The following is a 12,909-nucleotide window of genomic DNA, read 5'->3' as shown; positions in this document are numbered from 1 at the left end:
TTCGCTCACGCAGTTGAGAGGATGTACGAATCGCTAAAAAACGCAAGAAGGAAACGCGCGCAGACGGGGGTCTGCACGCGAGAAAGCTGCGACAATGACGCGGATTCAACGCAAGTCGGGCGGCGTGGCTTCGTCCTTCAGGGCGGAAATGGCCTCGGCTAGCGGTAACAGGCGCGATCCCTGCTGGTCCAGGCGCCGGATCGAGACGGTGCGATCCTCGACCTCCTTCATGCCGATGGCAAGAATCGCGGGCACCTTGGCCACCGAATGTTCGCGGACCTTGTAGTTGATCTTCTCGTTCCGGGTATCCGCCTCGGCCCGGATGCCGGCGGTGCGCAGCGCGTCCACCACCTCGGCCACATAGGCGTCGGCGTCCGACACGATGGATGCGACGACCACCTGCCGCGGCGCCAGCCAGAAGGGCAGCTTGCCCGCGCTGTTCTCGATCAGGATGCCGATGAAACGCTCGAAGCTGCCAAGGACCGCGCGGTGCAGCATGATCGGGCGGTGCTTGGCGCCGTCGGCGCCCACATATTCCGCGTCCAGTCGTTCCGGCAGGTTCGGGTCCACCTGCAAGGTGCCGCATTGCCAGTCGCGTCCGATGGCGTCGCGCAGCACGAATTCCAGCTTGGGACCGTAGAAGGCGCCTTCGCCGGGGAACAGTTCATAATCGTAACCGGCGGCCTTGCAGGCATTGCCAAGCGCGGCTTCCACGCGATCCCAGCTTTCGTCGGACCCGATGCGCTTTTCGGGGCGCGTGGACAGCTTGATCCGCCAGTCGGTGAATCCCAGGTCGGCATAGATCGCGGCCAGGAACTCGATGAACTTCTTCGTTTCCGACTCGATCTGGTCCTCGGTGCAGAAGATATGCGCGTCGTCCTGCGTGAAGCCGCGCACGCGCATGATCCCGTGCAGCGCGCCCGAGGGTTCATAGCGGTTGCAGGATCCGAACTCGGCCATGCGCAGGGGCAGGTCGCGATAGGATTTCAGGCCGTGGTTGAAGATCTGCACATGGCAGGGGCAGTTCATCGGCTTCAGGGCGTTGACGGTCTTCTGGCGGGCATGTTCCTCGTCCACTTCGACGATGAACATGTTTTCCTGATAGTTTTCCCAGTGGCCGGATTCTTCCCACAGCTTGCGGCTGACGACCTGCGGGGTGTTCACCTCGACATAGCCATCGGCCCGCTGGCGGCGGCGCATGTAGTCCTGCAGCGTGGTATAGATGTTCCAGCCGTTCGGATGCCAGAAGACCTGGCCCGGCGCTTCCTCCTGCATGTGGAACAGGTCCATCTCGCGGCCCAGCTTGCGGTGGTCGCGCTTGGCGGCCTCCTCCAGCATGGTCAGGTGGGCCTTGAGTTCATCGCGGTTGCGGAAGGCCACGCCATAGATGCGCTGCAGCATGGGGCGCGAGCTGTCGCCCAGCCAGTAGGCGCCCGCGATATGGGTCAGCTTGAAGGCGTCGGCGGGCAGTTGGCCCACGTTCTGCAGGTGCGGGCCGCGACACAGATCCTGCCAGTCGCCATGCCAGTACATCCGCAGATCCTCGCCTTCGGGGATGCGGTCGATCAGTTCGACTTTGAACGGCTCGCCCCGGTCCTTGTAATAGGCGATGGCGCGGTCGCGGTCCCAGACTTCGGTGCGGACAGGTTCGCGCAGCGCGATGATCTGCTTCATCGTCGCCTCGATCCGGCCCAGATCTTCCGGCGTGAAGGGCTCGGCGCGGTCGAAGTCGTAGAACCAGCCGTAATCGCGCACCGGGCCGATGGTGACCTTCACGTCAGGCCACAACTCCTGCACGGCGCGGGCCATGACATGGGCGAAGTCGTGGCGGATCAGTTCCAGCGCGGGGGCGTCGTCCTTCATCGTGTTGATGCTGATCGCGCCGCTGTCGTTGATCGGCCAAGCCAGGTCGATGTGCCGCCCGTCCAGGCTGGCCGAGATCGCGCGCTTGGCGAGGCTGGGCGCGATGCTTTCGGCGACCTGCGCGGCGGTGATGCCGGCGGGATAGTCGCGCGAATTGCCATCGGGGAAGCTCAGGGAAATCTGGGACATACGTCCTCCTCGTCGGTTTGGCGCCCACGGAACGCCCGGTTGCGGGTTATGCGACCTCCATTGGACCGGGGCGGGAAAACTGTCAAGATAAGCGCACCACCGCAGGAGAGCCGTGAATGAGCGAATATCTGGAAACCCCCGCCGGACGGCGCATCTCCTTTCAGCGCAGCAACGGGCGCGGGCCGGGCGTGGTGTTCCTGGGCGGGTTCAAGTCCGACATGACAGGAACCAAGGCTGCCTGGCTGCATGATTGGGCGCGCCAGCAGAACCGCGCCTTCCTGCGCTTCGACTATTCCGGCCACGGAGACAGCAGCGGCAGCTTCGAGGAAGGCTGCATCGGCGACTGGTTCGGGGACGCCCGCGATGTGATTCAGGCGCTGACCGACGGGCCGCAGGTGCTGGTCGGATCGTCCATGGGCGGCTGGATCAGCTTGCTGGTCGCGCGGGCGATGCCGCAGCGGGTGGCGGGGCTTGTCACCATCGCCGCCGCGCCGGATTTCACCGAGCAGGGGTTTTGGGCCGGGTTCGACGACACCCAGCGGCAGGCGCTGATGACGGCGGGCCGGGTGGCGCTGCCGAGCGATTACAGCGAGCAGCCCTATGTGATCACACGTCGCCTGATCGAGGATGGGCGCGACCATCTGGTGATGAACCAGCCGCTGCCGCTGCCCTTCCCGGTGCGGATGCTGCAGGGCACGGCGGATGCGGATGTGCCGGTCGATTGGGCCATGCGGCTGCTGGATCATGCGACGGGCGACGATATCCGCCTGACGCTGGTCAGGGGTGCCGACCACCGCTTTTCGACGCCGGAATGTCTGGCGCTGATCGCCGGGTCAGTCGACGATGTTCTTGCTTAAGCTGGCGCTTGCGCTGGCCATCGGGCTGGCGCTGCTGTGGGTTTTCGGGCCGCGCGACAGGCTGCGGACTGATCCCCTCGGGCTCGACCCGCCCGGCGATCTCCAGGCCTGGCTGGCGGAGAGAGAGGCCGGCATTCGCCCGGAAGTCGCATCCTATATCCAATGGGCGGGGAAGCCGGGGCAGGCCACGGATCTGGCGATCCTTTATCTGCATGGCTTTTCCGCCAGCCCGGCGGAACTTCGCCCCTTGCCCGAGGAGTTGGCCCGCCGTCTGGGCGCGAACCTGCTGGCGATCCGCCTGACAGGGCATGGGCAGGGCGGGACCGAACTGGCCGCAGCCCGCGCCGGGGACTGGTGGCGCGACCTGGCCGAAGGACTGGCGGCTGCGCGGCAGATGGGCCGAAAGGTCGTGGTCCTGGGCATGTCCACCGGCGCGACCCTGACCGCCCTGGCTGCACGCGATCCGCAGATGGGCAGGGCGATGGACGGGATCGTCCTGATCTCTCCCAACTTCGCGTTGCGGGGGCGGGGGGCCTGGATGCTGGACCTGCCCTTCGCCCGGACGATCCTGCGCATCATGGGCGATCCCGGGCGGTGCTTTGTCACCCGCAACGACATGCACCGCGCGCGCTGGACAAGCTGTTATCCCGCATCGGCGGTGCTGGCGGTCGGGACGTTATTGCGGCGGGCGCGGCACGGGAATTACCGCACCGCAATCACGCCCGCGTTGTTCATCTGGTCCGATGCCGACCGCATCATCGACCACCGCACCAGCGCCAGGGTGGCTGCGGAATGGGGCGGCGGCGCGACGGTGATGAAGGTGGCATCGGGATCGCATGACGATCCCGATGCCCATGTGATCGCGGGCGAGGCGTTGTCGCCCGACCTGACCCGCGACCTGGTGCCTGCGATTGCCGGTTGGATCGGCAGGTTGCCCGATCAGAAGGTCAGCGAATAATGCTCGCCCATGTCGGGCTTCTGGCCGGTGACCTTGGACTTGGCGATCTCGTAGATGAAGGACAGCTTGCCGCCGGTTGCCCAGACCTCGGCATCGGCTAGGTCGAAGCGCATCAATTGCACATCGGGGTCGCGCTTGCCTTCCTCGAACCAGCTTGAGGCGACGGCGTTCCACAATTCGTCCAGCTTGGCCTCGTCATCCGACAGCGATAGGCGGCCGTGGATGCTGGCATACAGCCCTTCGGCCGCGTCGCTGACCACATGCACGGCGGGCTTGCCGCCATCCGCAACCGATTTCGCCAAGTCGGTCCCCTTTGCCGTGATGAACCACAGGATGTTCGACTCGGGCTCGGCGTAATGGGACATCGGTGTCAGCCGGGCATCCTCGGACAGGCCGAGCATACCCGAATTGATGTCCTCAAGGCGTTTCCAGAAGGTCGCGGCGTGCGTGTCGTCGGTCATGGTGTTCCCCTTGCCGCATCATGCGGCTGTCGGGAACAACGGGAAACCGCGTGGCCCGGTTCCTAGACCGCGATCTTGCTGCTGTCGCCGATCGGATCGGTGACGCCGCAATCGGCTGCCACGCCGCCGCGGGTCCGGCGCCTTTTCGGCTTGATCGAATCGGGCACCGCCATGTTGTCGTCGATGAAGTCCAGCACCAGCGGGCGGATGTTCAGACGCCAGGACTTGCCCGCGAAGATGCCGTAATGGCCCGCCCCCGCTTCCAGATGCTGCTTCTTCTTTTCCGCCGGAACGCCCGTGCAGAGATCAAGCGCCGCCACGCATTGGCCGGGGGCCGAGATGTCGTCATTGGCGCCCTCGACCGTCATGATGGCCACGTCGGTGATCTTGCTGATATCGACATGCCGGCCGTTCACCACAAACTGGTTGCGGGCGATTTCCAGGTTCTTGAAGATCCGCTCGACCGTCGAGAGATAGAATTCGGCCGTCATGTCCATGACCGCCAGATATTCGTCATAGAACTTGTTGTGCTTGTCGCCCTCGGATCCGGTGCCGCGCGCCTCGGCCCAGATCTTGTCCATGAAGGCGCGGGCATGGGTTTCGGCGTTCATGGCGATGAAGGATGTCAGCTGCGCCAGCCCCGGATAGACCATCCGCCCGGCGCCGCGATATTTGAAGCCGACCGACTGGATCACCAGATGTTCCAGTTCGCCCATGGTCATGCGATTGCCGAAATCCGTCACCTCGGTCGCGGCGGCGTCGGGATCGACCGGGCCGCCGATCAGCGTCAGGGTGCGCGGCTGGGACGCCGGATCATCCTCGGCCAGGATCGCGGTCGCGGCGAGCGCCAGCGGCGCGGGCTGGCAGACGGCGATGACATTGGTGTCCGGCCCCAGGTGGCGCATGAAATCGACCAGGTACTGGGTGTAATCCTCGATGTCGAACTTGCCTTCGCTGACGGGAATGTCGCGGGCATTGTGCCAGTCGGTCACGTAAACCTCGCAATCGGGCAGCAGCGAGGTGACGGTGGACCGCATCAGGGTCGCGTAATGGCCCGACATCGGCGCGATCAGCAGAACCTTGCGGGGCTGCACCTCGCGCCGGGCGACGCGGAAATGGACCAGATCGCCGAAGGGCCGCTTCATCACGGGTTCCACATAGACGATGTGGTCCTGGCCCTGTTCACCGGGGATGGGCGGGATTTCCCAGTCGGGCTTGATGACCATGCGGGCAAAGCTGCGTTCGGTGACGCGGCCCCATGCGCTCATCAGCTTGAAGATCGGGTGGGGGGTCAGCGCGAAGACCGGATAGGACGCGATGGCGCGGGCCGATGCGCCCATCCATTCGTTCGTGTTCCGAATGGTTTCCATCGCGTCATAGGACACGATGCCCTTGATGCCCTTGATCGTCACCTGCGTTGCCCTTTCGCTTCTGCGGCAAGACAAGAAGCAAGGGTGAGCCGATCCGGTTCCAAAACCCATGTTTGCGCATTGTCCGCCCTGCGCATATCATTGAATCGGTATTAGGGGGGAACCGGAGCCATGGCAAGAAGCGCAGGATATGGCGGAAAGAAAGCTACCGAAAAACCAAGTAAAATTGCAATAAAAGGAAATGCGGCGGAAGCGGGCGCTGAAATTTCCGGCAGCAAGGCCGCAAAACGGCAGCGCCAAGCTGTAAAAGCGACGGAATCGGTTCCCCAGGCGACCCCGCAGGTTGCAGCGCCCGAGGTACGGTTGGACAAGGCGGCAGCGACCGAGCAGGCGGCTGCAGCAAGCCGCGCCCCCGAAGCCCAGGCCGAGGCGATGGCGCGCGGCTCCTCTCCCTCGACCGCCCGGAAGCTGGCCGAGAATATAGAGCGGATCGAGGCCTTGGGCCAGCGGCTGATGTCCGCGCTGTCGGGCCGGTCGATGCCCAATCCGGGGATCGAGGCGCCGGGACCGGAGTTGATGATGACCGCGGCCAATGCCTGGCTGAAGACCCTGTCGGAACAGCCGGCGCTGGTGCTGGAAAACCAGGTCACCTATTGGGGCGAGACGCTGAAGAACTATGCCAACGCCCAGATGGCCCTGGCGCGCGGGCAAGTGACCGCGCCGCAGGACGACAGCCCCGCCGACAAACGCTTTGCCAATCCGCTGTGGCAAAGCCACCCTTACTTCAACTTCGTCAAGCGGCAGTACCTGATCAATGCCAAGGCGTTGAAGGATGCCGCGCAGAACCTGCAACTGCCTGACGATACGGCCCGCCGCCGCATCAACTGGCTGACCAGCCAGATCGTGGACATGATGGCGCCCACGAACTTCCTGGCCACCAACCCCGACGCCTTGGAGCGCGCCATCGAGACCGAGGGCGAAAGCCTGGTCAGGGGGCTGGAAAACCTGGTCCGCGATGTCGAACTGAATGGCGGCGACATCGTCGTGTCGCTGGCCGACCGGGACGCCTTTTCGGTGGGCGAGAATGTCGGCACATCGGAGGGCGTGGTCGTCCACCGCACGCCGCTTTACGAGCTGATCCAGTACAAGCCCGCGACCGACCAGGTGCATCAGATGCCCCTGCTGATCTTCCCGCCCTGGATCAACAAGTTCTATATCCTTGACCTGAAGCCGCAGAACAGCCTGATCAAATGGCTGGTGGAACAAGGCCATACCCTGTTCGTCGTCAGCTGGAAGAACCCCGATGCCAGCTATGCCGATGTCGGGCTCGAGGACTATGTCTCGGCCTATGTGGACGCGATGGACAAGGTGCGCGACCTGACCGACCAGCGAAAGCTGAACGTCGTCGGCTATTGCATCGGCGGGACCACGCTGTCGCTGACCCTGGCGCTGTTGAAGCAGCGCGAGGACGACCGCGTCAATTCGGCGACCCTGTTCACGACGCTGACCGACTTTTCGGACCAGGGCGAATTCGTCAGCTTCCTGCAGGACGATTTCGTCAACGGCATCGCCGACGAGGTGAACCGTTACGGAATGCTGCGCGCCAGGCTGATGTCGCGCACCATGAGCTTCCTGCGTCCCAACGACCTCGTCTGGGGACCGGCCATCCGCAGCTACATGATGGGGGAAACGCCGCCTGCCTTCGACCTGCTGTTCTGGAACGGCGACAGCACAAACCTGCCCGGCAAGATGACGATGCAATATCTGCGCGGGCTGTGCCAGCAGAACGCCTTTGTTGAAGGCGGCTTCGAACTGCTGGGCCACAAGCTGCATATCTCGGACGTGACGGTGCCGTTATGCGCGATCACCTGCGAAACGGACCACATCGCGCCCTGGAAGGACAGCTGGCGCGGCGTGGCGCGGATGGGGTCCACGGACAAGACCTTCATTCTGTCCGAATCAGGCCATATCGCGGGCATCGTCAACCCGCCCTCCAAGAAGAAATACGGCCACTACATGGGCAGCCGCGATTTTAGCAAGGACCATCAGGCCTGGAAGGAATCATCCTCGTTCACCGAGGGAAGCTGGTGGCCCCGCTGGGGCGAATGGCTGGCGGAACGGGCAGGGCCGATGGTGCCCGCCCGCGATCCCGGCCAGGGCCTTGCGCCTGCGCCCGGCACCTATGTCCATGAAAGGGCAGCGTGATTGTTAGAAGCGATAAACGGCATGACAAAAAATGACGTTGAATTACTTTCCTGCCGATTAACTTTTTCTGCGCTGCAGCATAAAAGACTTGCAATGCCGCGGCGCAGCATTCATATTGCCGTCAGAGAATGGCTTAGCTGCGGAAAACCTCTCTCATCGAATCTCTTCCTTCCGCTGCGCTGATAGGAGTGACTGACATGGCAAAGACCCCCGATTTCGCAAAGACCTTCCAGGACATGGTGGCCAATTTCCCGATCGACACCTCGTCGTTCCAGGAGGCCTTCAAATCGCAGGGCGTTCTGGGCGAAAAGCTGGCCCGGGTTGCGCTGACCGCCGCCGAGCGTTCGACCGACATTTCGGCCCGCTGGGCCAAGGACACCATCGCCCGCATGGGTGAACTGGCCGTCGTCAAGCAGGAACCGTCCGACTACGCCAAGTCGCTGAGCGATTTCGCCTCGGCTTCCGCCGAAGTCGCGGCCGAGCACATGGCCGCCTTTGCCGAAGTGGCGAAAAAGGTCCAGATGGACACCGTTGACCTGATGCTGACCGCTGGCAAGGACGTGGCCGCCGAAGCCCGCACCGTTGCGGAAACCGTGGCGCGCGACAACCAGCTGGCCGTGAAGAAGGCCGCGACCACCGTCGCCGCGAAATAATCGCGCCTAACAAGTGATCTGAGGAAAGGGGCGACATCGCCCCTTTTTTCATGTCTGCCGGACAGCCCTTTGGCAGGTGCAGAATTTTCTTTGCCTTTTGCGCATGCAGCACCCATCATGTCGGAAACCGTTTGCCCGAGGGTCCGACATGGCCGGAACGTCCACGCCGCTGCTGATCAAGCGCTATGCCAGCCGGCGGCTTTATAACACCGAAACAAGCGATTACGTGACCCTTGAAGATATCGCCGCCTTCATCCGCGAGGGGCGAGAGGTCAAGATCGTGGATCTGAAGTCCGGCGACGACCTGACGCGCCAGTATCTGCTGCAGATCATTGCCGAACACGAAGGCCGGGGCGAAAACGTCCTTCCCATCGACGTTCTGACCGATCTGGTGCGCAGCTATACCACCAGCGCGCAATCGGTGGTGCCGCAATTCCTGGCCGCCAGTTTCGAGATGCTGCGCGAAAGCCAGTCGAAGCTGATGGAAAACATGGCGGTCATGCCGAACCCGATGGCCCGCGTTCCGGGCTTTGACGCCATGCACCGCCAGCAGCAGGCCTTCCTGAAGGCCATGATGGGCGGCTGGACTGGATCCTCGGGACCGGAGCCCGCCGATCTGGACGCGCCCGACCAGCCAGAGGAGGCCGCGCCCGCCCGCAAGCCCAAGCAGCGGCCCGGTGCCGAGAGCGAAGGCGAGGACATGGCTGAAATTCGTCGCCAGTTGGCCGAACTTCAGCAGCGTATTTCAAAGCTCTGACTTGCGCAGGCCGCCGACACCGGCTAGACCGCGCCCACGGACAGTTGGCCGAGTGGTCGAAGGCGCACGCCTGGAAAGTGTGTAGGCGGGGAACCGTCTCGAGGGTTCGAATCCCTCACTGTCCGCCACTTGCCCCCGCGAAAGCGTTCTCCCGATCCGGCTGCGGCCGGATTTTTCCGTTGTTTTCGAGGGTTATGCGGGAGGGGCTGAGCACCGGGCCAGCCGCCAAAAGGCCCCGGAGGGATCTCTCAGGGCCGATATTCTCCGGACCTAATGACTGCGCGGATTTGGTGAATTTATCATAAGACTATGTAAATATTGATGAAATTCGATCCGTTGAAATTGCTTGGATTGGAGTCGCGTTTACGTCTGCCACGACCAGGTTCGGAAGTTCTCAGGCCATGGCCCGTTCCAGTCTCTGCTTCCGACGCTCCCAATCGGGCATCACCTTGTCGAGGAGCTCGAAGAAGGCAGCCCCATGATGAGGTTCCGCCACGTGGCAGAGCTCGTGGGTGATCACGTAGTCGATGGCGTCGACCGGTGCCTGCACGGGGCGACGGTTCAGCAACAGACGTCCGGCCGGGGACATGGACCCCCACCCTGCCGGGTCTGGCGCACGATTAGACCCTTCGGCCTGAATGCCTCGGGATCCGGGAACAGACCGAGACAGAGTTCGATCCGTTCCGGAAACTTGATGTGGGCCCGGTCGCGGTACCATGCCTCGACCAGTTCGCGTGTCACCTCCGGCCTGGTCGGCCGGTGAGTCTGCACGACGATGGAGCCGCGGATCAGCTTCACGCTTCCTGGACATGCGGGACGACCTTCAGCCGGTACTGGCGCCGAGGTAGAGATGGGTCTCCCCGGCGACGAACCTGCGCTCCGGCGTGCGCGGCAGGAACTGGGAGAAGTACCGCTGCTGCCTTGTCACCCATGCCGCGCGCCTCCGCAGCTTGGCTTCGATGGCGTCTAGTGTCGCGTCTTCCGGGGCCGCGATCACCACCGACGCATCCAGCTCGACGCCGATCTCCAGTGTCTTCCTCGGGCGGCGGACAATCTGGTACTGGATCTCCTGCTCGCCGTACTGCAGGCAGTGCAGTTCCCGCTTCATGCCGTGAACCGGGCCCGGGCGAGGTCTATGATCTTCAGCTCGAGATCGTCGAGCACCTCCACGGGGAGGTTGATGCCCTTTTCGTCGCGAAGGACGTCAAAGAAGTAGTCATCGATGGGGTTGCGCAGATTGTTCTGGGCCACTTCGTTCGACCAGATGTCGACGATCAGGTGCGATTTGATGATATCGATGATCTGTTGTGCGATCGCGGCGGCATCGTCGCTGGCCACCGGCTCATCGCCCTTGGTCTTAAGCTGACCGTCCAGGATCCCGAAGAACGCCTGTGCATCCTCATCGCCCCGGATGCTTCCGGGAACATCCCGGCCCCGATCCTTGCGTGCCACCTTGCTCGCAAGGTCTACGACGCTGTTCAGGTACTCGCGCTCGGAGAGCCGCTTCTCGCGATAGGCGCGAATGGTCTCTTCAAGCAACTCGGAGAACTGTTTGTAGAACGTCGGGTCTTCATCCATCTTCTCGGTGATTGCCCGGCGGGAGGCGCTGGCAATGCGGTCCGCCCTTGAGGCTTTGGAGACGCCCGTCTCCTCGATGACCGCCTTCAGCGCGTCGGGATCGTTGATGTTGACCACCTCAATGATGGTCTCCGCTGGCATCGCCACGACGTGGTCATCAAGCAGCTTCTGGATCTTCGGCTCGAACTCTCGGACATCGACCGTCTCCTGGTAGGTGAATCTCGGCTTTGACATAGGGCTCATCCTTTGAGTGTTTTACTCGCCGGTAAACCCGGGGCGGTTCAGTCCCGAGGAGGTCGTGGCGCGGGCAGCAAGGCGTGGCGTCTGACGCATCGAGTTCGTCATGCCATGGGACTGGCGGAACGGAAGCGCTAGAAAATGAGAAGGCGACAAGGGCTTCCGAATTATCATTCTCGCTACGCTAGCGGCGGCTGATCGTATTATCCGCTGCGCGGTTCACGAAATCGGCTCCGACATAACACCGTAATATGGTGTCGCCCGCGCACCCAAGGCTTCGGCCGGAACTAACCGTAGGTGTCCTCGTCAGCCTCGGCACCGTCGATCTCCTCGACTCCCTCGACAGGGGCTCACTTATCTTTCGGATCGTTCCTCTGATGGTCCTTCTGAAGCGCCAGGCTGCGGTCAACACCAGTTTCGACGGAGTCCTCAATCCCCAGCGCGGCGCGCATTGCATCCAGTTGCTCTTCATCAGCATTGCCTACTGCACCGCTATCGCCTGGAATTCCTGACGCAGCTCGCGCGATGCTGTGGATTTCGGCCGGTCATTTGCTCCGGTCGTAATCTTCTTGTCTGCGGTCATGGCTCACTTTTATCCATTGCGGGATATGGAGAACCAGCAGCCAAGGTGAATGTTCGGCCAGCTTGATCAACGTCTAGTTGTCTGTAGGCGCAAGTAAAGCAACAAGCGGAACTGAGGCGCTTGTCGCGAGGAATTGCCAGACACGGAGATGGTCGTTCCAAAGCGACGGCCGCAGCAATCCTCGACATGGTCGGGGAAGAACGCTGCTGTGCTGGCAGGCGCCGCCCGCATCATCGTGCCAAGGAGGATTGCCGTGGCTTGAAACGGAAGAAAATGTCTGCAGTCCTGTTGCCGGCCGACTCACAAAGACGGACGGTTTCATCAAAGTTCTTCAATGTTGCGTTCATAGGTTGCGCATCTCGTATGGCTGAAGCTAGTTTCAGCCCGATCCGAGGGAGGAACCTGAGAAATGAAGCATTTTATGGCTGCCGCCTTGCTTGGTTCGGTATTTGCCGCGCCTGTTGCTGCGCAGGAGATCAAGATCGGCTATGCCTTGGCCGAGGACAGCCATTATGGCGCAGGGGCCAAGGCGTTCGAGGAATCCCTGAAGGCCAGCCTTGGTGACCAGTTCAGCTTCCGCCACTTCCCGTCCTCCGGCCTTGGAGGCGAGCGCGAGGTTCTGGAAGGGCTGCAACTCGGCACGGTCGAGATGACCATCGCCTCCGATGGTACGCTGTCGAACTTCGTTCCCGAAGTCGGCGTTCTCGGCATTCCCTTCCTTCTGCGCGACAAGGAACATGCTCGCGCCGTCCTGGATGGCGAGATCGGCGACGAGATGCTTGCCAAGTTCGAGAACGCAGGTCTGCACGCCTTGGCATGGGGGGAGCAGGGCTTCCGCCACATCACCAGCAATCGCGGCCCCATCGAGACGCCGGCCGATCTTGAGGGCCTGAAGATCCGCACCATGGAGAACCCGGTTCACATCGAGGCCTTCCGCGCCCTTGGCGCAGCGCCAACGCCCATGGCCTGGCCCGAGGTGATCGGCGCGCTGCAGCAAGGGGCGATCGACGGTCAGGAAAACCCGCTTTCCGTCATTGTCTCGGCCAAGCTGAACGAGGTGCAGAAGAACCTGACGCTGGACGGGCACGTCTATTCCTCGACGATCATCCTCGTCTCGCCGTCGCTCTGGGGTAACCTGGACGATGAACAAAAGGCCGCCTTCGAGAAAGCCGCCGACGATGCCGTTGTCGCCATGCGT

13 protein-coding genes and 1 tRNA gene are annotated in these 12,909 nt (G+C 62.8%); 8 read left to right on the top strand and 6 right to left on the bottom strand.

Annotated elements, in window-relative coordinates; translation table 11 throughout:
* Positions 1–105: 105 nt before the first annotated feature.
* Complete coding sequence (gene thrS / locus AAIL68_RS06010; RefSeq protein ID WP_347138697.1) at positions 106–2,052, bottom strand: threonine--tRNA ligase; 1,947 nt, start codon at positions 2,050–2,052, stop codon at positions 106–108.
* Positions 2,053–2,168: 116 nt separating this feature from the next.
* Between thrS and AAIL68_RS06005 the strand changes: the two genes are divergently transcribed.
* Both AAIL68_RS06005 and AAIL68_RS06000 read left to right on the top strand, forming a co-directional pair.
* Positions 2,169–2,909: an alpha/beta hydrolase gene (locus AAIL68_RS06005; RefSeq protein WP_347138696.1), complete on the top strand. Its 741-nt coding sequence runs from the start codon at positions 2,169–2,171 to the stop codon at positions 2,907–2,909.
* The gene (locus AAIL68_RS06000; RefSeq protein ID WP_347138694.1) at positions 2,896–3,867 is read left to right on the top strand and encodes an alpha/beta fold hydrolase; all 972 of its coding nucleotides are present in this window, start codon (positions 2,896–2,898) and stop codon (positions 3,865–3,867) included. The genes AAIL68_RS06005 and AAIL68_RS06000 overlap by 14 nt, the downstream gene beginning before the upstream one ends.
* Here the strand turns inward: AAIL68_RS06000 and AAIL68_RS05995 are convergent.
* Together AAIL68_RS05995 and phaZ are read right to left on the bottom strand one after the other, a co-directional pair.
* Entirely contained in the window at positions 3,849–4,328 is a 480-nt protein-coding gene (locus tag AAIL68_RS05995) for a pyridoxamine 5'-phosphate oxidase family protein (protein WP_347138693.1), read from the bottom strand. The two genes, AAIL68_RS06000 and AAIL68_RS05995, sit on opposite strands and share 19 nt — an antisense overlap.
* 62 nt (positions 4,329–4,390) lie before the next feature.
* Positions 4,391–5,725, bottom strand: a complete 1,335-nt coding sequence (gene phaZ, locus AAIL68_RS05990; protein ID WP_347138899.1) for a polyhydroxyalkanoate depolymerase — start codon at positions 5,723–5,725, stop codon at positions 4,391–4,393.
* Positions 5,726–6,061: 336 nt separating this feature from the next.
* Here phaZ and phaC point away from each other — a divergent pair, with 336 nt between their 5' ends.
* The 4 genes from phaC to AAIL68_RS05970 all read left to right on the top strand — a co-directional run bounded on the left by phaC (position 6,062) and on the right by AAIL68_RS05970 (position 9,441).
* Complete coding sequence (phaC, locus tag AAIL68_RS05985; RefSeq protein ID WP_347138691.1) at positions 6,062–7,903, top strand: class I poly(R)-hydroxyalkanoic acid synthase; 1,842 nt, start codon at positions 6,062–6,064, stop codon at positions 7,901–7,903.
* A 197-nt stretch (positions 7,904–8,100) separates the two neighbouring features.
* Positions 8,101–8,556, top strand: coding sequence for a Phasin (locus AAIL68_RS05980; protein ID WP_347138690.1), 456 nt, complete (start codon positions 8,101–8,103; stop codon positions 8,554–8,556).
* 148 nt (positions 8,557–8,704) lie between these two features.
* Positions 8,705–9,313: a polyhydroxyalkanoate synthesis repressor PhaR gene (gene phaR / locus AAIL68_RS05975; RefSeq protein ID WP_347138689.1), complete on the top strand. Its 609-nt coding sequence runs from the start codon at positions 8,705–8,707 to the stop codon at positions 9,311–9,313.
* 38 nt (positions 9,314–9,351) lie between these two features.
* Positions 9,352–9,441: transfer RNA gene (locus AAIL68_RS05970), tRNA-Ser, on the top strand.
* Positions 9,442–9,707: 266 nt separating this feature from the next.
* On the opposite strand, the gene AAIL68_RS05965 is transcribed toward AAIL68_RS05970, so the two are convergent.
* The 3 genes from AAIL68_RS05965 to AAIL68_RS05955 all read right to left on the bottom strand — a co-directional run bounded on the left by AAIL68_RS05965 (position 9,708) and on the right by AAIL68_RS05955 (position 11,125).
* On the bottom strand, positions 9,708–9,902 hold the full coding sequence (locus AAIL68_RS05965; RefSeq protein WP_347138688.1) for a M48 family metallopeptidase: 195 nt from the start codon (positions 9,900–9,902) through the stop codon (positions 9,708–9,710).
* Between the two features lie 234 nt (positions 9,903–10,136).
* Positions 10,137–10,421: a YgjP-like metallopeptidase domain-containing protein gene (locus tag AAIL68_RS05960; RefSeq protein ID WP_347138687.1), complete on the bottom strand. Its 285-nt coding sequence runs from the start codon at positions 10,419–10,421 to the stop codon at positions 10,137–10,139.
* Positions 10,418–11,125 carry a type I restriction enzyme endonuclease domain-containing protein gene (locus AAIL68_RS05955; protein ID WP_347138685.1) on the bottom strand — a complete coding sequence of 236 codons (708 nt, stop codon included), beginning with the start codon at positions 11,123–11,125 and terminating at the stop codon, positions 10,418–10,420. Before AAIL68_RS05955 ends, AAIL68_RS05960 begins: the two co-directional genes overlap by 4 nt.
* 380 nt (positions 11,126–11,505) lie before the next feature.
* Between AAIL68_RS05955 and AAIL68_RS05950 the strand changes: the two genes are divergently transcribed.
* Both AAIL68_RS05950 and AAIL68_RS05945 read left to right on the top strand, forming a co-directional pair.
* Positions 11,506–11,640: a hypothetical protein gene (locus AAIL68_RS05950; RefSeq protein WP_347138684.1), complete on the top strand. Its 135-nt coding sequence runs from the start codon at positions 11,506–11,508 to the stop codon at positions 11,638–11,640.
* A 480-nt stretch (positions 11,641–12,120) separates the two neighbouring features.
* Positions 12,121–12,909, top strand: a 789-nt coding sequence (locus AAIL68_RS05945; RefSeq protein WP_347138683.1) for a TRAP transporter substrate-binding protein, incomplete at its 3' end; no start/stop codon positions are given.

Origin of the sequence: Paracoccus sp. SSK6 (assembly GCF_039770665.1) — a bacterium.
GTDB lineage: Bacteria > Pseudomonadota > Alphaproteobacteria > Rhodobacterales > Rhodobacteraceae > Paracoccus.
Note: the sequence above shows the minus strand (reverse complement) of the source record. Positions and strands in the feature narration are given on the sequence as shown.

Excerpts from the sequence above, each read along its gene's own strand:
- thrS (WP_347138697.1), bottom strand. The coding sequence starts at position 2,052 with ATGTCCCAGATTTCCCTGAGCTTCCCCGATGGCAATTCGCGCGACTAT.
- AAIL68_RS06005 (WP_347138696.1), top strand. The coding sequence starts at position 2,169 with ATGAGCGAATATCTGGAAACCCCCGCCGGACGGCGCATCTCCTTTCAG.
- AAIL68_RS06000 (WP_347138694.1), top strand. The coding sequence starts at position 2,896 with ATGTTCTTGCTTAAGCTGGCGCTTGCGCTGGCCATCGGGCTGGCGCTG.
- AAIL68_RS05995 (WP_347138693.1), bottom strand. The coding sequence starts at position 4,328 with ATGACCGACGACACGCACGCCGCGACCTTCTGGAAACGCCTTGAGGAC.
- AAIL68_RS05980 (WP_347138690.1), top strand. The coding sequence starts at position 8,101 with ATGGCAAAGACCCCCGATTTCGCAAAGACCTTCCAGGACATGGTGGCC.
- phaR (WP_347138689.1), top strand. The coding sequence starts at position 8,705 with ATGGCCGGAACGTCCACGCCGCTGCTGATCAAGCGCTATGCCAGCCGG.
- AAIL68_RS05965 (WP_347138688.1), bottom strand. The coding sequence starts at position 9,902 with ATGTCCCCGGCCGGACGTCTGTTGCTGAACCGTCGCCCCGTGCAGGCA.
- AAIL68_RS05960 (WP_347138687.1), bottom strand. The coding sequence starts at position 10,421 with ATGAAGCGGGAACTGCACTGCCTGCAGTACGGCGAGCAGGAGATCCAG.
- AAIL68_RS05955 (WP_347138685.1), bottom strand. The coding sequence starts at position 11,125 with ATGTCAAAGCCGAGATTCACCTACCAGGAGACGGTCGATGTCCGAGAG.
- AAIL68_RS05950 (WP_347138684.1), top strand. The coding sequence starts at position 11,506 with ATGGTCCTTCTGAAGCGCCAGGCTGCGGTCAACACCAGTTTCGACGGA.